The organism is Microbacterium hydrocarbonoxydans (assembly GCF_023715885.1).
Taxonomy (GTDB): Bacteria; Actinomycetota; Actinomycetes; order Actinomycetales; family Microbacteriaceae; genus Microbacterium; species Microbacterium hydrocarbonoxydans_C.
In genome coordinates, this window is the sequence record NZ_JAMBOY010000003.1 from 252,873 (window position 1) to 276,370 (window position 23,498).

Annotated in this window: 20 protein-coding genes and 1 tRNA gene; 15 read left to right on the forward strand and 6 right to left on the reverse strand. The window is 69.5% G+C overall.

What is annotated here, in order from left to right:
• Positions 1 to 92: 92 nt before the first annotated feature.
• Genes M3195_RS09575 through M3195_RS09595 form a run of 5 tightly spaced genes read left to right on the forward strand, consistent with a single transcriptional unit; the run spans position 93 to position 6,801 of the window.
• On the forward strand, positions 93 to 1,475 hold the full coding sequence (locus M3195_RS09575; RefSeq protein ID WP_251586926.1) for a flavin monoamine oxidase family protein: 1,383 nt from the start codon (positions 93 to 95) through the stop codon (positions 1,473 to 1,475).
• Positions 1,475 to 2,359, forward strand: coding sequence for a universal stress protein (locus M3195_RS09580; protein ID WP_251586928.1), 885 nt, complete (start codon positions 1,475 to 1,477; stop codon positions 2,357 to 2,359). Before M3195_RS09575 ends, M3195_RS09580 begins: the two co-directional genes overlap by 1 nt.
• A complete protein-coding gene (locus M3195_RS09585) occupies positions 2,359 to 3,903 on the forward strand; it encodes an APC family permease (protein ID WP_251586930.1) in 1,545 nt (514 codons plus the stop codon). The genes M3195_RS09580 and M3195_RS09585 overlap by 1 nt, the downstream gene beginning before the upstream one ends.
• 43 nt (positions 3,904 to 3,946) lie before the next feature.
• The gene (locus M3195_RS09590; protein ID WP_251586932.1) at positions 3,947 to 5,413 is read left to right on the forward strand and encodes an NAD-dependent succinate-semialdehyde dehydrogenase; all 1,467 of its coding nucleotides are present in this window, start codon (positions 3,947 to 3,949) and stop codon (positions 5,411 to 5,413) included.
• A gap of 23 nt (positions 5,414 to 5,436) precedes the next feature.
• Positions 5,437 to 6,801, forward strand: coding sequence for an NAD-dependent succinate-semialdehyde dehydrogenase (locus M3195_RS09595; protein ID WP_251586934.1), 1,365 nt, complete (start codon positions 5,437 to 5,439; stop codon positions 6,799 to 6,801).
• Between the two features lie 156 nt (positions 6,802 to 6,957).
• Here the strand turns inward: M3195_RS09595 and M3195_RS09600 are convergent, their stop codons facing one another.
• The 3 genes from M3195_RS09600 to M3195_RS09610 form a co-directional block, all read right to left on the reverse strand.
• Positions 6,958 to 7,611: a response regulator gene (locus tag M3195_RS09600; protein WP_251586937.1), complete on the reverse strand. Its 654-nt coding sequence runs from the start codon at positions 7,609 to 7,611 to the stop codon at positions 6,958 to 6,960.
• Entirely contained in the window at positions 7,602 to 8,711 is a 1,110-nt protein-coding gene (locus tag M3195_RS09605; protein WP_251586939.1) for a sensor histidine kinase, read from the reverse strand. The genes M3195_RS09600 and M3195_RS09605 overlap by 10 nt, the downstream gene beginning before the upstream one ends.
• A 69-nt stretch (positions 8,712 to 8,780) precedes the next feature.
• Positions 8,781 to 9,437, reverse strand: a complete 657-nt coding sequence (locus M3195_RS09610) for a DedA family protein (RefSeq protein ID WP_251586941.1) — start codon at positions 9,435 to 9,437, stop codon at positions 8,781 to 8,783.
• Between the two features lie 206 nt (positions 9,438 to 9,643).
• Here M3195_RS09610 and poxB point away from each other — a divergent pair, with 206 nt between their 5' ends.
• A complete protein-coding gene (poxB, locus tag M3195_RS09615) occupies positions 9,644 to 11,368 on the forward strand; it encodes a ubiquinone-dependent pyruvate dehydrogenase (RefSeq protein WP_251586943.1) in 1,725 nt (574 codons plus the stop codon).
• A gap of 125 nt (positions 11,369 to 11,493) precedes the next feature.
• On the opposite strand, the gene M3195_RS09620 is transcribed toward poxB, so the two are convergent.
• Complete coding sequence (locus M3195_RS09620; RefSeq protein WP_251586944.1) at positions 11,494 to 14,292, reverse strand: hypothetical protein; 2,799 nt, start codon at positions 14,290 to 14,292, stop codon at positions 11,494 to 11,496.
• 61 nt (positions 14,293 to 14,353) lie between these two features.
• Positions 14,354 to 16,177, reverse strand: coding sequence for an HSP90 family protein (locus M3195_RS09625; RefSeq protein WP_251586946.1), 1,824 nt, complete (start codon positions 16,175 to 16,177; stop codon positions 14,354 to 14,356).
• Between the two features lie 190 nt (positions 16,178 to 16,367).
• Here M3195_RS09625 and M3195_RS09630 point away from each other — a divergent pair.
• The 8 genes from M3195_RS09630 (at position 16,368) to M3195_RS09665 (ending at position 21,785) form a co-directional block, all read left to right on the forward strand.
• Positions 16,368 to 16,440 (forward strand) — tRNA-Trp (locus M3195_RS09630).
• A gap of 40 nt (positions 16,441 to 16,480) precedes the next feature.
• A complete protein-coding gene (secE, locus tag M3195_RS09635; protein WP_251586948.1) occupies positions 16,481 to 16,756 on the forward strand; it encodes a preprotein translocase subunit SecE in 276 nt (91 codons plus the stop codon).
• Positions 16,757 to 16,796: 40 nt separating this feature from the next.
• Positions 16,797 to 17,873 (forward strand): transcription termination/antitermination protein NusG, encoded by a 1,077-nt coding sequence (gene nusG, locus M3195_RS09640; protein ID WP_251586950.1) that lies wholly within the window; start codon positions 16,797 to 16,799, stop codon positions 17,871 to 17,873.
• A gap of 329 nt (positions 17,874 to 18,202) precedes the next feature.
• Positions 18,203 to 18,634, forward strand: a complete 432-nt coding sequence (rplK, locus tag M3195_RS09645) for a 50S ribosomal protein L11 (protein WP_025102337.1) — start codon at positions 18,203 to 18,205, stop codon at positions 18,632 to 18,634.
• A gap of 11 nt (positions 18,635 to 18,645) precedes the next feature.
• The gene (gene rplA / locus M3195_RS09650; protein ID WP_096715141.1) at positions 18,646 to 19,335 is read left to right on the forward strand and encodes a 50S ribosomal protein L1; all 690 of its coding nucleotides are present in this window, start codon (positions 18,646 to 18,648) and stop codon (positions 19,333 to 19,335) included.
• Between the two features lie 172 nt (positions 19,336 to 19,507).
• Positions 19,508 to 20,326, forward strand: coding sequence for a transporter substrate-binding domain-containing protein (locus M3195_RS09655; RefSeq protein WP_251586952.1), 819 nt, complete (start codon positions 19,508 to 19,510; stop codon positions 20,324 to 20,326).
• A 3-nt stretch (positions 20,327 to 20,329) separates the two neighbouring features.
• A complete protein-coding gene (locus tag M3195_RS09660; RefSeq protein ID WP_096715144.1) occupies positions 20,330 to 20,995 on the forward strand; it encodes an amino acid ABC transporter permease in 666 nt (221 codons plus the stop codon).
• A complete protein-coding gene (locus M3195_RS09665) occupies positions 20,982 to 21,785 on the forward strand; it encodes an amino acid ABC transporter ATP-binding protein (RefSeq protein WP_251586954.1) in 804 nt (267 codons plus the stop codon). The genes M3195_RS09660 and M3195_RS09665 overlap by 14 nt, the downstream gene beginning before the upstream one ends.
• Positions 21,786 to 21,793: 8 nt before the next feature.
• On the opposite strand, the gene M3195_RS09670 is transcribed toward M3195_RS09665, so the two are convergent.
• Positions 21,794 to 22,453: a LysE/ArgO family amino acid transporter gene (locus M3195_RS09670; RefSeq protein ID WP_251586956.1), complete on the reverse strand. Its 660-nt coding sequence runs from the start codon at positions 22,451 to 22,453 to the stop codon at positions 21,794 to 21,796.
• A 72-nt stretch (positions 22,454 to 22,525) separates the two neighbouring features.
• Here M3195_RS09670 and M3195_RS09675 point away from each other — a divergent pair, with 72 nt between their 5' ends.
• A complete protein-coding gene (locus M3195_RS09675) occupies positions 22,526 to 23,398 on the forward strand; it encodes a LysR family transcriptional regulator ArgP (RefSeq protein WP_251586958.1) in 873 nt (290 codons plus the stop codon).
• The last annotated feature ends 100 nt before the right edge of the window (positions 23,399 to 23,498 follow it).

Here is a 23,498-nt window from a genome sequence, read left to right on the forward strand (position 1 = left end):
GCCGCCGAGGCGGCCCCACACACGTCCGGCCGCGACTCGTATCGGGGGATTTCGAGTCGCGGCCGGCAACCTTTCCAACGAAGGAGAAGCAGATGGCTGAGATCACCCGTGACGTGCTGATCGTGGGAGCCGGAGCCGCAGGGCTCACCGCCGCGAACGACCTGCGCAAGGCCGGCCTGTCGGTGGCCGTCCTGGAGGCCCGCGACCGCGTCGGCGGCCGTCTGTGGACCGACGTCATCGACGGAGCGATGCTCGAGCTCGGCGGCCAATGGGTCTCGCCCGACCAGGACGCGCTGAAGGACACTCTCGAGGAGCTCGGCCTCGAGACCTACAGCCGCTACCGCGAAGGTGACAGCGTGTACGTCGGCCCCGACGGTCGGGTGCACCGGTTCACGGGGGAGATGTTCCCCGTGTCGCCCGAGACGGAGAAGGTCATCGCCGAGATCACCGACCGCCTCGACGAGATGGTCGCGCAGATCGACCCCGATCGCCCGTGGGAGCACCCGCAGGCCAAGGAGTGGGACAGCGTCACATGGGACGCGTGGCTGCGCCAGCAGACCGACGACGACGAGGCCGTGCGCAACCTGGCCTTCGCCACCGGGTCCGCGATGCTTACCAAGCCCACGCACACGTTCTCGCTCCTGCAGTCGCTGCTGATGGCGGCATCCGCCGGCTCGTACTCGAACCTCGTCGACGCCGACTTCATCCTCGACAAGCGCGTGGTGGGCGGTCTGCAGCAGGTGCCGATCCTGCTCGCGGAGCGCCTCGGCGACGAGGTGCTGCTGAACCAGCCGGTCCGCACGCTCGAGTGGGGCGACGACGGCGTGGTCGCCACGACCGACGAGCTCACGGTGCGTGCACGGTTCGCGATCCTCGCGCATGCCCCGGTCCTGTACGACCGCATCTCGTTCGTGCCGCCGCTGCCGCGTCGCCAGCACCAGCTGCACCAGCACCTGTCGATGGGTTTCGTGATCAAGGTGCACGCGGTCTACGAGACCCCGTTCTGGCGCGAGCAGGGACTGAGCGGCACCGCCTTCAGCCCCTACGAGCTCTCGCACGAGGCGTACGACAACACCAACCACGGTGACGAGCGCGGCACGTTGGTCGGATTCGTCAGCGACCAGAACGCGGACGACCTCTTCGCTCTGAGCGACGAGGAGCGCAAGGAGCGCATCCTCGAGTCGCTGTCGCACTACTACGGACCGGAGGCCAAGAACCCGGTCGTCTACTACGAGAGCGACTGGGGCACGGAGGAGTGGACGCGCGGCGCCTACGCCGCGAGCTTCGACATGGGCGGCCTGCACCGGTACGGCGCGGACCTGCGCACGCCGGTCGGCCCGATCCACTTCGCCTGCAGCGACATGGCCGGGGCGGGCTTCCAGCACGTCGACGGCGCGATCCGGATGGGTCACCTGGTCTCCTCGAACATCGTCGCCTCGACGAGGGACGCCGGCGAGACGGCTGAGGTCGGCTGATGACCGGCTCCATCGTCGTCGGCTACACGGCGACGGATGCCGGAGCGGACGCCGCGGCACTCGGCGCCCGCCTGGCGCGCAGCCTCGGCGCGGTGCTCCGCCTTGTGATCGTGCTGCCGTCGGAGGGTACGCGCAATGCCGCGGTCGCCCCCGAACGGGCGTACGAAGACCATCTCCGTCGCCAGGCGACGCAGTGGCTCGAGGATGCCGTCAGCGGCCTGCCGCAGGAACTCGTCCGCACCGGGCACGTCCGGTTCGGGGAGTCGTTCGCCGAAGGGCTGATCGCCGCGGGCGAGGAGTTCGGAGCCCGGCTCATCGTCGTCGGCGCCGCGAACGGCAGCCTGTTCGGGCGCCACCGCCTCGGCAGCGTTGCCTCCGAGCTGCTGCACTCCTCGACCATCCCGGTCGCGCTCGCTCCGGCAGGCACCTCGACGGAGGACGACCACGTCCTTCCCCGCGTGACGGTCGCCGTCGGCACCCGTCCCGGCGCCGAGAACCTCCTCGACGAGGCGGCCACGGTCGCCGCCGATGCGCACGTCGGCCTCCGCCTGGTGTCGCTCGTGCCCTTCGACGTGCCACCGGGCCTCGACACCGGTTCGATCCGTCTGGCCGGAGACGAGCACTCCCGCGAGGTGCTCTCCGTGGCATCCGGTCTCCTGCCCGACTCCCTCGACGCGGTCGTCGAGGAGGCGCCCGGCGACACCGTCGAAGACGCGGTCGCCCACCTCTCGTGGCTGCCCGGAGAGGTGATCCTCGTCGGATCGAGCCGCCTGGCGCAGCCCCGCCGTCTCTTCCTGGGCTCCACGGCGGCGAAGATGCTGCATGAGCTTCCCGTTCCCATGATCGTGGTCCCGCGCACGCGGGCCGAAGCAGGAGTCCGCTGATGAGCAACTCGAACCGGGCGACGGAGCCCGTATCCGGTGTGACGACCGGAATCTCGCAGAAGGGCCTCAGTGCCGGGGCGGTCGGCGTGCTCGGCGCCGTCGTGATCGGCGTCTCGACCATCGCCCCCGCCTATACTCTGACGGCGTCACTCGGCCCCACCGTCGCGGTCGTCGGCACACAGGTTCCGGCGATCATCCTCGTCGGTTTCATCCCGATGCTGCTGACGGCCTTCGGCTACCGCGAGCTCAACCGCGAGATGCCCGATTCCGGCACCTCGTTCACGTGGGGCGTCCGCGCGTTCGGCCCGTGGATCGGATGGATGACGGGATGGGGCCTCATCGCCGCGACGGTCATCGTGCTGTCGAACCTCGCGGGCATCGCCGTGGAGTTCCTGTTCCTGCTGATCTCTCAGCTCTCGGGCAATCCCGACATCGCCGATCTCGCCTTCAACCCGTTCATCAACGTCGTCGTCTGCCTGCTGTTCATGCTCGGCGCGACGCTGGTGTCGTACCGCGACATGCAGACCACGCAGAAGTTCCAGTACATCCTCGTCGGCTTCCAGGTGCTGGTGCTCGTCGTCTTCTCGGTCGTCGCGATCGTCAAGGCTCTCGACGGTGAGGCGCCGGATCCGACCGCCTTCTCCTGGTCGTGGTTCAACCCGTTCGAGGTGCCCACCTTCAGTGCGTTCGCTGCCGGCCTGTCGCTGTCGATCTTCATCTTCTGGGGCTGGGACGTCGTGCTCACCATGAACGAGGAGACGAAGGACCCCGCGAAGACCCCCGGGCGGGCCGCCATGGTCACCGTTTTCGTCGTCGTCAGCCTCTACCTGCTCCTCGCGATCGGCCTCATCATGTTCGCCGGCGTCGGCGACGGCGACCTCGGCCTCGCGAACGAGGACATCTCGGCGAACGTCTTCTTCGCGCTGTCGGACCCGATCCTCGGACCGCTCGCGTTCCTCGTGTCGCTCGCGGTGCTGTCGAGCTCGGCCGCGTCGCTGCAGTCCACCGCTGTCGGCCCGGCGCGCACCCTGCTCGCGATGGGTCACTACGGTGCGCTGCCCAAGAAGTTCGCGAAGGTCAGCCCGCGGTTCTTCACCCCCGGCTACTCCACGATCGTGTCGGCTGTCGTCGCCTCGGTGTTCTATGCCGTGATGCGACTGGTCAGCGAGAACGTGCTCACCGACACGATCCTGTCGCTCGGGATGATGATCTGCTTCTACTACGGACTCACCGCGTTCGCGTGCGTGTGGTACTTCCGTCGTCAGTGGTTCGACTCGGCACGCAGCTTCTTCTTCACGTTCCTGTTCCCGCTCGTCGGCGGCGTGATCCTCGCCGTGCTCTTCGTGACGACCCTCATCGACTCCATGGACCCCGCCTACGGCAGCGGCTCGAGCATCGGCGGTGTCGGTCTGGTGTTCGTCCTCGGCGTCGGCATCATCGGCATCGGCATCGTCATCATGATCTGGCAGGGGATCAAGCGTCCTGCGTTCTTCCGGGGAGAGACGCTCACCGCCGACGCCCCGCCGAGCCTCCGCCGCCGCTAGACGGAACCCCTCCCAGACCCACGCCCCCACAGAGAGAGAACCCATGAGCACTCAGACAGAGCAGGCGCTGCTCGACAGCATCCCCACCGGCCTCTTCATCGGCGGCGAGTGGATCGACGGTGAGACCGGCGCGACCTTCGACGTCACCGACCCCTCGACGGGAGACGTGATCCGCACGATCGCCGACGCGACGCCGGCAGACGGGATCCGCGCCCTCGACGCCGCGGTCGCCGCGCAGGACGCCTGGGCGGCCACCGCGCCGCGCACCCGGAGCGAGATCCTTCGCAAGGCCTTCGACCTCGTGCAGGAGCACAAGGACGACCTCGCACTGCTCATGACCCTCGAGATGGGCAAGCCACTCGCCGAGGCCCGCGGCGAGGTCGTCTACGGCGGCGAGTTCCTCCGGTGGTTCAGCGAGGAGGCCGTGCGCATCAGCGGCCGCTACGGCATCAACCCCGAGGGCACCGGCCACATGGTCGTCTCGCAGCGCCCCGTCGGCCCGTCGTTCTTCGTGACCCCGTGGAACTTCCCGTTCGCGATGGCGACGCGCAAGATCGCCCCCGCGCTCGCCGCCGGCTGCACTGTGGTCATCAAGCCCCCGGCACTCACGCCGCTCACGACCATCTTCTTCACGAAGCTGCTCGAAGAGGCGGGGCTCCCGAAGGGCGTCGTCAACGTCGTGCAGACGTCGAAGTCGTCGGCGCTCTCCGCCCCCATCATCGCCGACCCGCGCCTGCGCAAGCTGTCGTTCACCGGCTCGACCGAGGTGGGCCGGAAGCTCATCGCGCAGGCCGCCGAGGGCGTGCTGCGCGTCTCGATGGAGCTCGGCGGCAATGCGCCGTTCGTGGTCTTCGACGACGCCGATCTCGACAAGGCCGTGGAGGGCGCGCTGCTGGCGAAGTTCCGCAACATCGGCCAGGCCTGCACAGCGGCCAACCGCTTCATCGTTCACCAGGACGTGGCGGACGAGTTCGCGAAGCGCGTCACCGAGCGCGTCACCGCGATGAAGGTCGGCCGCGGCACCGAGGAGGGCGTCGCGATCGGCCCGCTCATCGACGAGGATGCCGTCGCGAAGGCCGAGGAGCTCGTGGGCGACGCCGTCGACCGCGGCGCGAAGCTGCTCGCAGGCGGCAAGGCGCTGGAGGGCGTCGGCACCTACTACGAGCCCACCGTCCTCACCGACGTCGTGCCCGGCTCGGCGATCCTGCGCGAGGAGATCTTCGGCCCGGTGCTCGCGATCTCGACCTTCGCGACCGAGGAGGAGGCCGTGCGCCTCGCGAACGACACCGAGTACGGACTCGTGTCATACGTCTTCACTGAGAACCTGCAGCGCGGTCAGCGGATGATCGACGGCCTCGAGACGGGCATGATGGGACTGAACGTGGGCGTCGTGTCGAACGCGGCGGCTCCCTTCGGCGGCGTCAAGCAGTCGGGTGTCGGCCGCGAGGGCGGTGCCGAAGGCATCCACGAGTACCTGTCCACCAAGTACACCCTGATCCCGGTCTCCTGACCGAGCCGAAGGAGGACGAAACCATGACCGACTACGCCGTCATCAACCCCGCCACCGGAGAGACGCTGAAGTCCTTCGACACGTTCACGGACGCGCAGATCGAGGAGGCCGTCGCCGCCGCCGACACCGCGCACCGCGAGTGGTCGCGCTCGTCCACCGTGGCCGAGCGTGCCGCGCTCATCCGTCGCATGGCCGAGCTGCATCGCGAGCGCCGCGAGGAGCTGGCCGACGTGTTCGTGCGCGAGATGGGCAAGCCGCGCGAGGCCGCGCTCGGAGAGGTCGACTTCGCGGCCGACATCGCCGAGTACTACGCCGACCAGGCCGAGGCCATCATGGCCGATCAGCCGATCGACATCCTCGGCGACGGCTCGGCGATCATCCGCCGCTCGTCGCTCGGACCGCTCGTGGGCATCATGCCGTGGAACTTCCCGGCGTACCAGATCGTCCGCTTCGCGGCGCCCAACCTGATCGTCGGGAATACGATCCTGCTGAAGCCCGCGCCGCAGTGCCCGGAGTCGTCATCGGCGATCGCCGCGATCTACCGGGACGCGGGCTTCCCGGAGGGCGCGTACCAGAACGTGCTCGCCACGAACGAGCAGATCGCGACGATGATCGCGGACCCGCGCGTGCAGGGCGTGTCGCTCACGGGCTCCGAGCGCGCCGGTGCGGCCGTCGCCGAGATCGCCGGCCGCAACCTCAAGAAGGTCGCCCTCGAGCTCGGCGGATCCGACCCGTTCATCGTGCTCTCGACCGACGACCTCGACGCGACCGTGCAGGCCGGCGTCGACGCGCGCCTCGACAACAACGGCCAGGCGTGCAACGGTGCCAAGCGCTTCATCATCGTCGACGACCTCTACGACGCGTTCGTGGAGAAGTTCACCGCGGCCATGGCGGCGGTCGAGGCGACCGACCCCATGCTCGAGGACACCGTGCTGGGCCCCGTCTCCTCCGAGACCGCGGCCGAGAACCTGCAGAAGCAGATCGACACGGCCGTCGAGCAGGGCGCGACGCTGCTGACCGGCGGCACGCGCGACGGGGCGTTCTTCGCGCCCACCGTGCTCGCCGACGTCACGCCCGAGATGAACGTGTACCGCGAGGAGCTCTTCGGCCCCGCGGCGGTCGTCTACCGCGTCGCCGACGAGGACGCCGCGGTCGCGCTCGCGAACGACACGACCTTCGGGCTCGGCTCGTACGTCTTCACGACCGACGAGGCACAGGCCGAGCGGGTGGCCGACAAGATCGAGGCCGGCATGGTCTACGTCAACCTCGTGCTCGCCGACAGCCCCGAGCTGCCGTTCGGCGGCATCAAGCGCAGCGGCACGGCGCGCGAGCTCGGCCACCTCGCCGCCGACGAGTTCGTCAACAAGAAGCTCATCCGCATCGGCTGACGCCGACGGGGAGGAGGGGCGGATGCTGCGGCATCCGCCCCTCTGTCGCGTTTCCGCGCGACCGACCTGCAGGTCGTGCGCACGGATGCATGTCGGATGCCGCAGGCAACGGACTGCAGGTGGGTTCTCGGCCTGCAGGTCGACCGCGCAGGGTCGTCAGTCCGCGAGGTCGAGGTAAGCGAGCACCGCGAGCACGCGGCGGTTGACGGCCGACCCCGACGCGACGCCGAGCTTCGTGAAGATCGTGTTGATGTGCTTCTCGACGCCGCTCTGGCTCATGAACAGCCGTTCGGCGATACCGGTGTTGCTGTGCCCCTCGGCGATGAGCTCGAGCACGGCGGTCTCGCGCTCCGTGAGCTCGCCCATCCGCGGGTCGGGGCCGGACCGATCGGCGATCAGGCGGCTGATGACTTCGGGGTCGAACGCGACCCCGCCGTCGGCGATCCGCACGATCGCGTCGAGGAATCCGGCGATGTCGGAGACGCGGTCCTTCAGCAGATACCCGACCCCGCCGCGGCCGTCGAGCAGCAGCTCGCTCGCATAGCGCCGCTCGACGTGCTGCGAGAGCACCAGTACCGCGACACCGGGATGGTCGCGGCGGATGCGGAGAGCGGCGCGGATGCCCTCGTCGACGAAGTCGGGCGGCATCCGCACATCCACGATCACGAGGTCGGGCTCGTCCGCCGCGATGGCGGCGAGGAGGGCGTCGGCATCGCCGACGGATGCCGTCACGACGTGTCCCTCGGCGACGAGAAGCTGAGCGATGCCCTCACGGAGCAGCGTCGAGTCCTCGGCGATGGCTATCCGCACGGGATCACCGCCTCGACCACGGTCGGGCCGCCGACCGGGCTGTGCACCCGCAGCTGCCCGTCGCGGGCTGCCACCCGTGACGCGATCCCGGAGAGCCCGGTGCCCGCGGCATCCGCCCCGCCGACGCCGTCGTCCTCGACGCTGACCGACAGCAGCCCGTCGCCGCTGCGCACACGGATCGTGATCGATGCGGCATCCGCGTGCTTGATCGCGTTCGTCACTGCCTCGCTCGCGACGAAGTAGGCTGCGGTCTCGGCCGCCCGGTCGGCGATCGGCCCCGCCTCGACATCGAGGTGCACGGGCATGGCCACGCGGTCGCGCAGGGCGCGCAGGGCCACCGCGAGTCCGTCCCGCTGCAGCATCTCGGGATACGTCCGCCAGGCGACGTCGCGCAGGTCGTCGAGGATGTTCTGGGTCTCGTCGCGCGCGGTGCGCAGCAGGGCCGCGCCCTCGGCAGGATCCGAGCGCTCCACCCTCGCGAGCAGGATCGAGAGCGCCACCACCCGCTGCTGCACGCCGTCGTGGATGTCGCGCTCGATGCGTCGTCGCTCGGAGTCGACGGCGTCCACGACCTCATCGAGGGTCGTGTGCAGGCGAACGACCTCCTGCGACAGTTCGCCGACGTCGGGCCGCTGGAACGTCTCCCAGACCCGCCGCTCGAGCCAGGCGATGCCGCCGAGTCCGGAGAGGGCGAGGAACAGCAGCACGAGCCCCGGGACGACGAATAGGCCGACCGTCGCCCATGTCACTCGGCCGGGCCGAGCGCTGAACAGCGCCACCGGGCCGCCGGTCGCCGCCGCCACGAGCATCTGGACGCCCACGACGACTCCCGCCACGATCAGCACCAGGATGCAGAGCACCACGAGCTGCAGCAGCGCCGAGAGGGCGAGTAGACCTCGCGTGCGGCGGGCCGACGGCGGGACGCGGCGGGCTATGCCGTCCACCCACGCGAGGCGGGTGGCGAGAGCGTCGAGCACAGTCGGCGCCGGGCGACGCGGTGTCGTCACGACCGCCACGAGCGTCGCGGGGAGCATCGCGATTCCGGCGGCGGTGCCGCCCAGCATCCGCAGCACATCGCGCACGATCGGCCGGGACGTCATGAGTCCATTGTGCCGGTCAGGCGGCGCTTTCGAATCGCGCGAGTGGCAACCGTCGGGGGCTGAGAACCGTCATTTGCGCGATTCGACGGTGGCGGCGGGAGTGCCCTGCACCCGCTGACGCACGCGCAATACGACGAAGACGGATACGGCGGCGATGACCGCGGCGACCACGATGAGCTGCAGGCCGTCCGCGTACTGCTCGATGCGGTGCCACTGCTCGCCGAGCAGGAACCCCGCCAGGACGAACACCGTGTTCCAGATCGCGCTGCCGGCCGCGGTGAGCAGCGTGAAGCGCAGCAGGGGCATGCGCTGCACCCCGGCGGGGATCGAGATCAGGCTGCGGAAGATCGGGATCATCCGCCCGAAGAACACGGCCTTCGACCCGTGCTTCGCGAACCAGGCCTCCGTGCGGTCGACGTCGCTCACCTTCATCAGCGGCATCCGGTCGACGATCCGCCGCAGACGCGCGGGACCGAGCCAAGCGCCCAGGCCGTACAGGGCGAGCGCGCCGACGACCGAGCCGATCGTCGTCCACACCAGCACCTCCCAGAGCACGATCGATCCCTGGCTGGCGGTGAATCCGGCGAGCGGCAGGATCACCTCGCTCGGGATGGGCGGGAACAGGTTCTCGATCGCGACCGCGACCCCCGCTCCGACGCTGCCGAGCGTCTCCATGAGGGCGATAGCCCAGTCAGCGAAAAGGCCGAGGCTCTCAGAGGTGTCCATGCTCTCGACGCTACGGAGCGGACGGGATGCCGTCACTGCGGCTGCCCCTCCGGCGAGGTGCGGAAAACCGGAAAGCCGGGCTCGTTCTCGGTTGCTTCCCTCGGCCTTTTGCGTCTCCCGCGGCCTGATCCCGACGGGATGGCCGAGCGAAGCGCACGAGGCCGAGCGAAGGCCTAGGCACCGTCGCCCGGGCGTAGGGTCGAAGCATGGCCACGGTTGCAGAGAACATCGTCAAGACACTGGGAGCCAACGGGATCGAGCGGGTGTACGGACTCCCGGGCGATTCGCTGAACGGCTTCACCGACGCGCTGCGCAAGGACGGCGGCATCCGCTGGGTCCACGTGCGCCACGAGGAATCGGCAGCCTTCGCCGCCGCAGCGGATGCCGCGCTCACGGGCGACCTGGCGGTGGTCGCCGGCTCCTGCGGTCCCGGGAACCTGCACCTCATCAACGGCCTCTACGACGCCAACCGTTCTCGCGTGCCCGTGCTCGCGATCGCCGCGCACATCCCCACGAACGAGATCGGCACCGGGTACTTCCAGGAGACCCACCCGCAGGAGCTGTTCCGCGAGTGCAGCGTGTACGTCGAGTATGTCGCCGACCCGCGGCAGATGCCTCGTCTGCTCGAGATCGCGATGCGGGCCGCGATCGAGCAGCGCGGAGTCGCCGTGCTCGTGATCCCCGGCGACGTGGCGCTCGCCGAGATCGCCGACGACCGCGCCGTGGTGATCGAGCGCACGCGTCCCGTCGTCACGCCGAGCCCCGATGAGCTGGAGCGCGCGGCGACGCTCCTCAACGCCTCGACGAAGACGACGATCCTCGCCGGAGCGGGAGTCGAGGGCGCGCACGACGAGGTCATAGCGCTCGCCGACCGGCTCGGTGCTCCGATCGTGCACGCGCTGCGCGGCAAGGAGTTCATCGAGTACGACAACCCGTTCGACGTGGGCATGACCGGTCTGCTGGGCTTCGCGTCGGGATACCGCGCGATGGAGGCGGCTGACACGCTGCTGGTGCTGGGCAGCGACTTCCCGTACGAGCAGTTCTACCCCGAGCACGCGACCACCATCCAGGTCGACATCCGCGGATCGCAGCTCGGCAAACGGCATCCGCTCGACCTCGGTCTCGTCGGCGACGTGCGCGCGACGGTCGACGCGCTGCTGCCGCGGCTCGCCGCGAGGACGGACCGCGACCACCTCGACGACGCTGCTGCGCACTACCGCAAGACCCGCGCGAAGCTCGACGATCTGGCGACGCCCACGAAGAAGGGGCGGCCGATCCACCCGCAGTACCTCGCCCGCGTGCTCGACGAGGAGGCGTCGGATGACGCCATCTTCACCGCCGACGTCGGCTCGCCCACCGTCTGGGCTGCGCGCTACCTGTCAATGACGGAGCGCCGTCGCCTGATCGGATCCTTCACGCACGGATCCATGGCCAACGCCCTGCTGCACGGCATCGGGGCGCAGGTGTCGCACCCCGACCGCCAGGTGGTCGCGCTCGCCGGGGACGGCGGCCTGGCGATGATGCTCGGCGAACTGCTCACCGTCACCCAGAACGGACTCCCGGTGAAGACGGTCGTGGTGAACAACTCCTCGTTGAACTTCGTCGAGCTGGAGATGAAGGCGGCCGGATTCGTGAACTACGGCACGGGTCTCGACAACCCCAGCTTCGCGGCGATCGCCGAGGCGATGGGCATCTTCGCCCGCCGGGTCGAGAACAGCGAGGATCTGCCGGATGCCGTGCGCGAGGTCCTCGCACACGACGGCCCCGCGCTGCTCGACGTGGTGACCGAGCGCCAGGAGCTCTCTATGCCGCCCGCCATCGAGGCTGCGCAGGTCAAGGGCTTCGCTCTGTATGCGATCCGCACGGTGATGTCGGGTCGGGGCGACGAGCTGCTCGACCTCGCCAGGGCCAACTGGCGTCAGTTCCTCTGAGTCCTCGTGCCGGGGACACTTCTCCGTGCGCTCCGCGCGGAGAAATGCGCTTCCCTCGGACGGTCTGCAGCAGAACATCCGAGCGAAGCGCATTTCTCCGAGGGAAGAGCAGCGCGCCCCGAGGCTCAGCCGTCGAGATGGGCCCGCACCTCGGCGGCCTCCGCGTGACGCCCGAGTCCCTCGAGCACGTCGCCGAGCTCGAGCGCGGCGACCTGCAGGAGGGGCGGGTGCCCCGCGGCGTGCTCGATGACCGTGCGATAGATCGCCACGGCATCCTCTGAGCGCTCGTTCGAGGCGAGCAGTCGCGCGGCGAAGAGCTCTGACCCGCCCGCCGAGCCGAGGTCGCCGAGCTCCGCGAAGCCGTCGGCGGCCGTCAGGGCCGAAGACACGGCCTCGTCGGTGCGGCCGAACGAGGCGAGCGCCCGCGCGCGGGAGTCGGTGACGTCGGCGAGCAGCCAGCCCGCGTCGTGCTCTGCGGCCAGCGCGGCGACCTCGTCGAAAATCGGGAAGGCGCGTTCGTCCTGCTGCGCCCCGTACGCCTGCCCGAGGTTGTGCAGCACCTCGACCCGTGCGCCGACGGCGTCGGGCACGGCCCGGACGATCTCGGCCGCGGACTCGAGGTCGGCGATCGCGGCGTCATGCTCCTCGAAGCGGGCGAGGATCTTGGCGCGCTCGGTGAGCGAGACGGCCTGATCGGCCGGTTCCTCGCCCTCGCCGAAGAGCTCGGCGGCGTACCCGTAGGCGCCGACGGCCTGACCGAACTCGCCGGCGCCGGCCAGTGCCCGAGCGAGGAGCGACGCGGTCATCCCTCGGGATGCCGGGTGCACCTCGGCCTGCTCCTCACGTTCGAGCACCCGCCCGAAGAGCTCGGCGGCCTCGGGGACGTCGCCCTGTGCGAGCATGGCGCGCGCGAGGCGGAAATCCGCGCCGACCTGATCCCCGCCCTCCTGCGCGGCGACGCGGGAGGTCACGCGGTAGCGGGCCACGGCCTTCTCCGGCTCACCGGCATCTTCCCAGAGCGCACCGGCCAGCAGATGCGCGGTGCCCAGCGCTCGTGTGGCGCCGAGTCCGGCGAGCAGGCGGCACGCCTCATCGGCATCCGCCGCGCCCTCCACGAACGCCTCCTGCCCGCCGCGCACGCGGGCGCGGGTCTGCAGCGCCTGCGCACGGTGGCCGTCGCTCAGGTCGCCCTGCGCGAGGAGGCGATCGAGCAGGGCCGTCGCCGCCTCCGTGTCGCCCTTCTGCAGCACCGCCGCGATCGCGATGAGGGTCGTCGTGTTCGACAGCCGTGCGTCGCCGGCCTCGGCGAACGCCCGTGCCGCGCGTTCGGCCAGGTCGAGCGCGGCGTCCGGTTCCTCGGCGTGCATGTGCAGGGAGGCGCGGCTGATCGCCAGGTCGCCGCGCGACCAGGCGGGAAGGGCGTCGCATGCCGCGAGGGCATCGTCGAGCGCGGCCACCGTTTCCGGGGTGTTCAGACCGAAGGTCGCGAGGCCCAGGCGCTGCTCGAGATCGGCCTGCTCGTCGCGTCCGGCCGCCCGCAGCGCCTCGATGCGGGCGGGCAGGAGGTCGGCTGCCTCGTCGGCGCGATCGAGGGCGATGAGGATGCCGAGGCGCATCGACATGAGCTGTGCGACTTTCGCCGGATCTTCGACGGCCAGCGCCTTCGGGAGGGCCTGGAGCGTCTCGTGCTCGGCGCCGAACTGCGCGAGGTTCATGGCGCGGTCGAACCAGCCGTCGGCATCCGTCGGGGTCGCCGCGTCGGCGGTCGCGACGAACGCGTCCGACCGGATCGGCACGTCGTACCGCTCGCCGTCGAGCGCACGAAGCCGCGCGATGCTGCGCGCGTGGCCGTCGCTGCCGTCCCGTCGGTCGAAGTCGGCGCCGATGCGCTCGGCGGAGGCCCAGGCCGTCGCGGCCAGCTCCGCGGCGCTCCACTGACCCTCGTGTGCGCCGAAGAACGCCTGCAGCGCCGGCGCCTCCGCTCCCCGCACGGGGGTGTCGCCGTGCCCGGTCAGCGTCACCCGGTCGAGTGCGAAGGCGATCGCGCCGAGCGCGGCGAAGTGGGCGTCGACGTTCAGCCCGTCGTGTGCCAGCCAGCCGATGTGGCGCTCGACGAGCGCGAGGGCGCGGGCCTCGTTGCCGGTGATCGCGGCGAAGACGAGGTTGTTGGCGACGATGCGAAGGTTGTCCGGGTTGTCCTTCGCCAGGCGATAGCTGCGGAGGTGTGCGCTCTTGGCCTCGTCGAAGCGGCCGGCGCGCAGATAGGGGAGCAGCACCCGCGACAGGGCGTGCTCCGGCTCCTCACCGCAGGAGTAGCCGCCCTCGAGCATCTCCTCGACGAGACGGATGGCCTCGTCATCCCGATCCGTCTCCGCGAAGAACCCCGCGAACTGACTGCGACCGCAGGCATCGCAGTGGCTGTGCTCGTCGCGGGGCGTCGCCTCCAGGCGCACGCGCAGAGCCTCGGCATCGTCCATCCGGCCGGCATCCCACGCATCCTCGAAGCGGGCGGTGAGCACGCCGCTGAGGCCGAGGCCGCTCGCGCGATAGTGGGTCTCCATGTCGTCGAGCACCGCGGCGATCTGCTCCCCCGAGAACGCCGGCGATGAGCGCAGCGCCGACGCCATCCACTTGAACTGCCACATCAGGTCGGCCCCGCCGTAGTCGAGGTCGGCGGGGAACCGCTGCGGGTCGGCGTCGTGCCGGGCGAGGCACCACGCGAACGAGTTCAGCATCACGTCGGTGGCGCCGTTCATGTTCGCGGACGCCGTCTGCCGCATCCGCGCCTCGTACTCCAGGCGCTCGTCGCCGAGCTCGACGGCGAGGGCCACGGCCTCAGCCACGAGCGCCTGCTCGGCGGGGCCCCACGGAGTGCGGTCGATCTCCTCGATGAGCTGCTGGAAGCGCTTCTGCGGACGTGCCATGGTGGCCCCTTCGTACGGGTCGGCGAAGACGTGCGGACGGGTGGTGGAGACGGACGGATGCTCAGACGACGTCGTCGAAGGGGACGGCGTCTCCTTCGATCCCGGCCGAGAGCGAGACGAGGTCGGTGAGCGCGGTCGTCATCAGCGCGCGATCCGCATCGGAGAGCGGGTGGTGGCCGGCGAGGAGCGCCTGGATGTAGAGCAGCTGCACCGTGCGGGAGAAGACCGCGTCGTCGTGCACGCGCACGAGCGCGCGCACGACGCGGTTCGACCAGTTGAGGCAGAGGCGGGCGCTGAGGTCGTCGTCGCGGGATGCCGACAGGGTCGCGTCGATGCGGTCCAGCACGCCGCCCCACAGCTCTCCGGTGAAGCCCTTCGTGCGACCGCGGTCCAGTCGGCGCAGCACCTCGGGGTCGGCGACGTAGAGCGCGGCGAGTTCCGGCTGATCGATCGATCGCACGGTCACGGAGCAGTCGGATGCCGCGAGCACCCCGCCCGCACGGGCTTCCAGCGCCACGGCGGCCTCGCGATCGTCGAGCGGGGGAGGGTCGAGGCGGTCGAGCTCACCGCCCACGTCGACGAGTTCGACGGACACCTGCGGATACAGCTCCGGCAGCATGCGCACGAGGTCGGCGTCGTACAGGTAGCCGCCGTTCACGAGCACCTCGGATGCGGGGGAGATGCCGGCGACCTGCCGGAACTCGTCGACGGTCTGCGCGAATCGGATGTGCGGGAAGCGCTCGACGAGGTCGCCGATGCGAAGGGTTCCGTGGGTCGTCTCGAGCGTGAGCCACCGGGTGATGAAGCGGGCGAGCTCCTCGTCGTGGCGCACCAGCGACTTCAGCCCCACCTCGTGGATCGCGACGAACTGGGCGAGGCGGTGCGGCTCACGCAGCCCGAGGTCGAGTACCCACCGACGGATGCCGGCGCCGAGCTGCTCGCGTACGTGCTCCAGTGCGGTGTCGTCGACGAGCGACTCGCGGCTCGCGGTCGGCGCGAGGCCCGTCGAGTCGACGACAGCCCGGACGAAGAAGGCCCAGTCGGGCAGCACGTCGTCGGCGCGCTCCGACAGCAGCATCCGGCCGAGGTACATGCGGGTCGCCTGCCGAGCGCCGGGAGGGGGCGCGTAGGGGAGGACGTACGCCAGGCCGCGGGTGCCGGTCGCGGGCTCGCCGATCTCGATGATGTCGAGGGGCGCGGTGCCGAGCAGGTCGCGTCCGTACTGCACGGCCGCCTCCGGATCCGCCGCGGCGTCGAGGAACGGAGCCGCGCGCGTGAGGTCGACATCGCCGCTCGACGTCTCGAGCGTCACCCGCACCGGCAGGAACTCCGCGAAGGCGGTGGCCAGCTCGCGCACGGCGGCGGGGCGCAGCAGCTCGTCGGCGTCGAACCGCGGGGCGAGGTGCACGCTCGTGCCGATCGGCAGATCGTCGTCGATCTCGCTCACCCGGAACGTGCCGTCGGCGCTGCCGGTCCATTCCACTGCCGATCCGCCCTTCGCGCTCCGCGAGCGGATGACGATGGTGTCGGCGACCATGAAGCAGCTGAGCAGCCCGATGCCGAACTGGCCCAGATAGTCGCTGCGGGGCATGTCGAAGATGTCGCGCTTCGAACTGCGGCCGACCGTCGCGAGCAGGTCGGCGACCTCGGTCGAGGTCAGTCCGATCCCGTCGTCGCGCAGCACGAACTCGCCGCTCTCGTCGGAGAGCGGGGTGATGCGGATCCGGCCGCCCTGCCCGTCGAACTCGCGGCGGGCGGTGGCGGCATCCCTCGCGTTCTGCAGCAGCTCGCGCAGGTAGACCCGAGGACTCGAGTAGATGTGCCGGCTGAGGAGGTCGACGACCCCGCGCAGATCCACCTGGAACTGCTGCACGTCAGAGCTCACCGCATCCCCTCCCGTTGCGTCCGCTCGCCGAGCCTAGCAACAGCGCGGTGCCTGCGTCGGTTCGGCACCCGTCGGCGGATGCCGTATGCTTGACCAGCAGTTGTTGTCTGCATCCTTTCGCCGTGCCCCGGCTCACACGACCGGGCCGGATGGCAGGATGGAGACGACACCCCGAGACCTCACGGTCTCTAGGGCGGTAGCTCAATTGGCAGAGCAGCGGTCTCCAAAACCGCAGGTTGCAGGTTCGATTCCTGTCCGCCCTGCGCGTCAGCGCAACGCTGGCACACGAAAGGTACATTCAGGATGGATCAGGACGAACCGCGCGGCGAGGTCGTCGCGGCCGGCGCCACCCGCGAGAAGAGCGGCAACGCCTTCTCACGGTTCTTCGGGGGCATCGCCCTGTTCTTCCGTCAGGTCATCGCAGAACTGCGCAAGGTCGTCACTCCGACCCGCAAGGAGCTTTTCAAGTTCACCGCGGTGGTGCTCGTCTTCGTTCTCATCGTCATGGGCATCGTCTACGGACTCGACACCTTGTTCGCGTGGCTGACGCACATCGTGTTCGGGGTTCCCGACGCGTGACGACCTGCGGCCCTGGCTGCAGTGATTGGAAAGAAGCACCGTGTCTGAACGATATTCCGACGACGCCGACTGGGCGACCGCCGCAGAGCAGTCCAGCGAGGAGGACGAAGCCCAGGAGGGCAACGTCCTCGCCGCCGAGGAGCGCTCCGTCACGTCCGCCGAGCATGTCGCCATCCACGTGGAGGATGCCGACGGCGACGAGGATGCGGATGACGACACCGACATCGAGATCGACGACCCGGAGGCCGACGCGATCGTGAACGACGCACTCAACCTGGACGAAGCTGCCGAGTCCGAGGCCGCTGCCGAGGTCCTCAACGACGCTGTGGCCGAAGAGACCGCAGAGCAGGAAGCGGAGGCGGCCGACGAGGTCACCCCGTACGACGGCCCCGACATCAACGGCGAGGACGACCGTCCCGTCGTCGGCGACGGCGACGCCGACGACCCCGTGGTGGCGGCCGTCGAGGCCGAGGAGGACGCCGAGGACTCCGAGGAGGACCCGTACGAGGCCTTCCGCATGGACCTGCGCATGCTCCCCGGCAAGTGGTACGTCATCCACTCGTACGCCGGCTTCGAGCGCAAGGTCAAGGCCAACATCGAGCAGCGCAAATCGACGCTCGAGGTCGAGGACGAGATCTACCAGATCGAGGTCCCGATGGAGGACGTCGTCGAGATCAAGAACGGCCAGCGCAAGATGGTCACCCGTGTGCGCATCCCCGGCTACGTGCTGGTGCGCATGGAGCTCACGGAGGACACCTGGTCGGTCGTCCGCCACACGCCGGGTGTCACCGGCTTCGTGGGCAACGCGCACAACCCGACGCCGCTGCGCTTCGAAGAGGCCTTCAACATGCTGAAGTCGCTCGTCGAGGTCAAGGACGTCCCGACCGCCAAGAACATCGCGGCCAAGGGCGGCGTCGCCGTCGCTCGCCCGCTGCCGGCCGAGGTCGACTTCGAGGTCGGCGAGACCATCACGATCAAGGAGGGCTCGTTCGCGGGTCTGCCCGGATCGATCAGCGAGATCAAGCCCGAGAGCGGCAAGCTCACGGTGCTCGTGTCGCTCTTCGAGCGCGAGACACCGGTCGAGCTGTCGTTCGACCAGGTCACCAAGATGATCTGACACCCCTTCTTCACGAGAAAGGCCGCCCCTCGGGGCGGCCTTCTCTCGTTACGGCATCCGTTCTCACGTGCGTTTCGTGCGCGACCCACCCCCTTCCGCGCGAGCCACCCCCTCGTGGGCGGGAGAAAGAGGGGTGGGTCGTGCGCAGAGGGGTGGCTCGCGGGGTGGGGGCGCGGCGATGAGATGCGGCGACGGAGAGCGCGCTGATCGGGTAGACTGTTGTGGTTTGTGCGCCGCTTTCGCGTGCGTCCAGACGACCACGGTCCGGAGATGCCGGATCTGTGGGAGAAGCGGGTGCTGCGGCATCCGATTCGATGAAAGGAAAGAGAATGGCACCGAAGAAGAAGGTGACCGGCCTGATCAAGCTTCAGATCAACGCCGGTGCAGCCAACCCGGCGCCGCCGATCGGCCCCGCGCTCGGTCAGCATGGCGTCAACATCATGGAGTTCTGCAAGGCGTACAACGCCGCGACCGAGTCGCAGCGCGGCAACGTCATCCCCGTCGAGATCACCGTCTACGAGGACCGCAGCTTCACCTTCGTCCTGAAGACCCCGCCCGCGGCGGAGCTCATCAAGAAGGCCGCCGGCGTGCAGAAGGCTTCGGCCACCCCGCACACCGTCAAGGTCGGCAAGATCACCAAGGACCAGGTCCGTCAGATCGCCGAGCAGAAGCAGGCCGACCTGAACGCGAACGACATCGAGGCCGCCTCGAAGATCATCGCCGGCACCGCCCGTTCCATGGGCATCACGGTCGAGGGCTGAGGGAGATAATCATGGCTACGAAGTCCAAGGCTTACCGCGCTGCCGCCGAGAAGATCGAGGCAGACCGTTTCTACACTCCCGCCGAGGCTGTCGCCCTGGCCAAGGAGACCGGCTCGTCGAAGTTCGACGCCACCGTCGAGGTCGCGCTGAAGCTCTCGGTCGACCCCCGCAAGGCCGACCAGATGGTGCGCGGCACCGTCATCCTGCCTCACGGCACCGGCAAGACCGCCCGCGTCATCGTGTTCGCCACCGGCCCCGCGGCCGAGGCCGCGATCGCTGCGGGCGCCGATGAGGTCGGCGGCGCCGAGCTCATCGAGAAGGTCGCCGGCGGCTGGACCGCGTTCGACGCGGCCGTCTCCACCCCGGAGCTCATGGGCCAGGTCGGTCGTCTCGGAAAGGTCCTGGGTCCGCGTGGACTCATGCCGAACCCGAAGACCGGCACGGTGACCCCGAACACGGCCAAGGCCGTCGAGGACATCAAGGGCGGAAAGATCGAGTTCCGCGTCGACAAGCACGCCAACGTGCACTTCGTCGTCGGCAAGGCCTCTTTCTCCACCGAGCAGCTGAACGAGAACATCGACGCAGCGCTCGAGGAGATCGTCCGCCTCAAGCCGTCGAGCTCGAAGGGCCGTTACATCCAGAAGGGCGCCGTGTCGACCACGTTCGGCCCCGGCATCCCGCTGGACGTCAACGCGATCTGACGCTCACGCGCGCACAGGAAGGCCCCCGCTCCGGCGGGGGCCTTCTTCGTTGCATACACCATGGCGACATCGGGCGTCATCCGACTGGGATGCCGGGGAGATCGCGCGTACTGTGGGTGAGTTCCGCGCACCACAGCATCCGCGCTTCACATCACCCCAGGAGGGTTCACCCATGTCCCGTCGCTTCATCGCCGTCACCGCACTCGTCCTGGGGGCCGCCGCGCTCACGGCCTGCAGCGGCAGCACCGCGCCCGCCGAGAGCGGCTCGTCGTCGGAGGGAGGGTCGAACGACTTCGGCCTCGTCGAAGACGGCACGCTGACGGTCGCGACCGAGGGCACGTACCGCCCGTTCAGCTTCCACGGCGACGGCGGCACGGGCGACCTGACCGGCTACGACGTCGAGATCATCCAGGCGGTCGCCGACAAGCTCGACCTCGAGGTCGACTTCAAGGAGACCCAGTGGGATGCGATCTTCGCGGGTCTCGACGCCGGCCGCTTCGACGTGATCGCCAATCAGGTCACCATCAACGACGAGCGTGAGGCCGCGTACCTGTTCAGTGCGCCCTACACGGTGTCGCCCGGTGTGATCGTGGTGGCCGAGGACGACGACTCGATCTCGTCGTTCGACGACCTGAAGGGCAAGACCACCGCCCAGTCGCTCACCAGCAACTGGAACGACCTCGCGAAGGAGTCGGGCGCGAACGTCGAGGGCGTCGAAGGGTGGGCGCAGGCCGTCGAGCTCCTCCGCCAGGGCCGCGTCGATGCGACCATCAACGACAAGCTCACCTTCCTCGACTACGAGAAGACCAACAGCCCTACGGGCCTCAAGATCGCCGCGGAGACCGAGGATGCCGGTGAGCAGGCCTTCGTGTTCACGAAGGACAAGCAGTCGCTCGTCGACGCCGTGGACGCGGCTCTCGAGGAATTGCGCGCCGACGGCACGCTCGCCGAGATCAGCGACAAGTACTTCGGCGCCGACGTCACCCAGTAACCCATGGAGAGCCCCTGGCAGCTGTTCCTCGACTCGCTGGGGCCGATCGCCCTGGCGGGGCTGACGGCCACGGTGCCGCTGGCGCTCGTCTCGTTCGTCATCGGTCTGCTCATCGCGATCGGCGTCGCGCTCATGCGGATCTCGGTGAACCCGGTGGTCTCCGGAATCGCGCGGTTCTACATCTCGGTGATCCGCGGCACTCCGATGCTCGTCCAGCTCTTCGTGATCTTCTACGGGATGCCGTCGATCGGCGTGACGATCGATCCGTGGCCGAGCGCGATCATCGCGCTGTCGCTGAACGTCGGCGGGTACGGCGCCGAGGTGGTGCGGGCGGCGATCCTCTCGGTGCCGAAGGGACAGTGGGAGGCCGCGTACACGGTCGGCATGAACCGCACGCGGACGCTGACCCGCATCATCCTGCCGCAGGCTGCGCGGGTCTCGGTGCCGCCGCTGTCGAACACGTTCATCTCCCTGGTCAAGGACACCTCGCTCGCCTCGCTGATCCTCGTGACCGAGCTGTTCAAGGTCGCGCAGCAGATCGCGTCGACGACGTACCAGTTCATGGTGCTGTACCTCGCGGCGGCGCTGGTCTACTGGGTGTTCTGCCTCGTGCTGTCGTTCGGGCAGAGCGCACTGGAGAGGAGGCTCGATCGCCATGTCGCGCACTGACGGAACGGGTGAGGAACTGCTCGCCGCTCGTGGACTGCACAAGCGCTTCGGCGACAACGAGGTGCTGCGCGGGATCGATCTGACGCTGCACCGCGGAGAGGTCGTCGTGCTGATCGGTCCGAGCGGGTCGGGCAAGACGACGGTGCTCCGCGCGCTCAACGGACTCGAGACTCCGGATGCCGGAACGATCGATGTGGCGGGCGGGCCGCAGATCGACTTCGCCGACGCGGGCGCCCAGGGCAAGCGCAAGCGAGCCCAGCAGCGCCTGGCGCTGCGCGACCGGTCGGCCATGGTGTTCCAGCACCACAACCTGTTCCCGCACCTGTCGGTGCTCGAGAACGTCATCGAGGGGCCCTGGCGGGTGCAGGGGAGGCCGAAGGCCGAGGTGATCGCCGAGGCACGCATCCTGCTCGCGCGCGTGGGGCTCGCCGACAAGGAGAGCGCTCGCCCGCACCAGCTCTCGGGCGGGCAGCAGCAGCGCGTCGGCATCGTCAGGGCACTGGCCCTGCGGCCCGACCTGCTGCTCTTCGACGAGCCGACCAGTGCCCTCGACCCGGAGCTCGTCGGGGAGGTGCTGCTCGTCATCAAAGAGCTCGCCGACGAGGGGTGGAGCATGGTGGTCGTCACGCACGAGCTGAGCTTCGCGCGCGAGGCGGCCGACCGGGTGCTGTTCATGGACGGCGGTGTCGTCGTCGAGGAGGGAGCTCCGCAGGACATCTTCGGCGCTCCGCGGCAGGAGCGCACGCAGCGGTTCCTGACCCGCATCCTGCGCCCGCTCGACGGGGACTGAACGCCGGCTCAGGCGAGCGCGGGCAGGACGAGGCTGACCGCGAGCGCGATCATGACGACCGCGATGATTCCGTCGAGGATGCGCCAGGAGCGTTCCGTGCGCAGCCAGCGACCGAGATAGCGCGCCCCGAAGCCCAGCGCCGTGAACCACAGGATGCTGGCGACGATCGCCCCGGCGGCGAACAGCCAGCGCTCCTCACCGTGGGTCGCCGCGATCGAGCCGAGCATGAGCACGGTGTCGAGGTACACGTGCGGGTTGAGCCAGGTGAGCGCGAGGACGGTCAGGAGCACCGGGGCCAGCGCGGTGCGCGTCGCGGTGGCGGTCGCCGCGCCGCCGCCTTCGGGCGCGGCACCCGTCGTCGGCGCGTCGTCGACGCGCAGCTGTTCGCCGCCGCGCCAGGCGCGGCGTGCGGCGAGAAGGCCGTATCCGAGCAGGAACAGGGCGCCGGCCCACCGGGCGACAACGACGAGCCACGGCGCGGCCGAGATCACGAAACCGAGTCCCGCGACGCCGGCGAGGATCAGCAGGGCGTCGGACAGGGCGCAGACGACCACGACCGGCAGCACATGCTCCCGACGGATGCCCTGGCGCAGCACGAAGACGTTCTGCGCGCCGATGGCGACGATGAGCGAGAGGCCGAGTCCGAGACCCGAGAGGACCGAGAGCATGTACTCCACGGTAGGCGGGGTGTAAGCATGAGAGCCAGCGAGGATTCCTTGTCAGCCATTAGTCTGGCTAATGTGAGGATCGATCCCGACCTGGCCGCCACCGTCGCGGCCGTCGCCGACGAGGGCACGCTCGACGCGGCATCCCGCGTCCTGCGCATCACGCCGTCGGCGGTGAGTCAGCGATTGAAGACCCTCGAGCAACAGCTCGGGCGCGTGCTCGTCGTGCGAGCGAAGCCCGCGCGGCTGACCGAGGCGGGCGAAGCCGTCGTGCGGCTCGCTCGGCAGATCGCGCTGCTCGAGCACGACGCCCTGAGTGGACTGGGCCTCGGCGGCGAATCGGCACGCCCTCGGATCCCGCTCGCGGTGAACGCCGACTCGATGGCGACCTGGTTCCTCGCGCCGCTCGCACGTCTGTCGCGCACGCACGACATCGACGTCGACCTGCACCGCGACGACCAGAACTTCACCGCGCGGCTGCTCGAGTCGGGCACGGTCATGGCGGCTGTGACGAGCGAGGCGACGCCGGTCGCCGGGTGCTCCGTGTCGCCCCTCGGGGTGCTGGAGTACCGCGCGATGGCGGAGCCCGGCTACGCCGCACGCTGGTTCTCCGGCGGGGTGACCGCCGAGGCGCTCACCACCGCACCGTTCGTCGACTTCGACCGTCGAGACACACTTCAGCACCAGTGGCTGGCGACGAGGGGTGTGACCGCGCAGGGGGTGCCGAGGCATTACGTGCCGGCATCCCATGACTACGCGCTCGCCGTTCGGCTCGGACTCGGCTGGGGGATGGTCCCGCGGCTGCAGGACGAGGGCGGATTGGTCGATCTCGGCGGTCCACCGCTGCGGGTCGCGCTGTACTGGCAGCAGTGGAATCTGCGCTCGACGCTGCTCGATGCGATCGCCGCCGACATCGCCGAGGAGGCGCATCGCGTGCTCGCCCCCTGACGAACGGTTCCGATCCGTTTCGCGATCAGGCTGTTGCATCCTGGATTGAATAGGTATTCAATCTGATGAACGGGCATGTGTCTTGTGGGAGCGGTTTCGT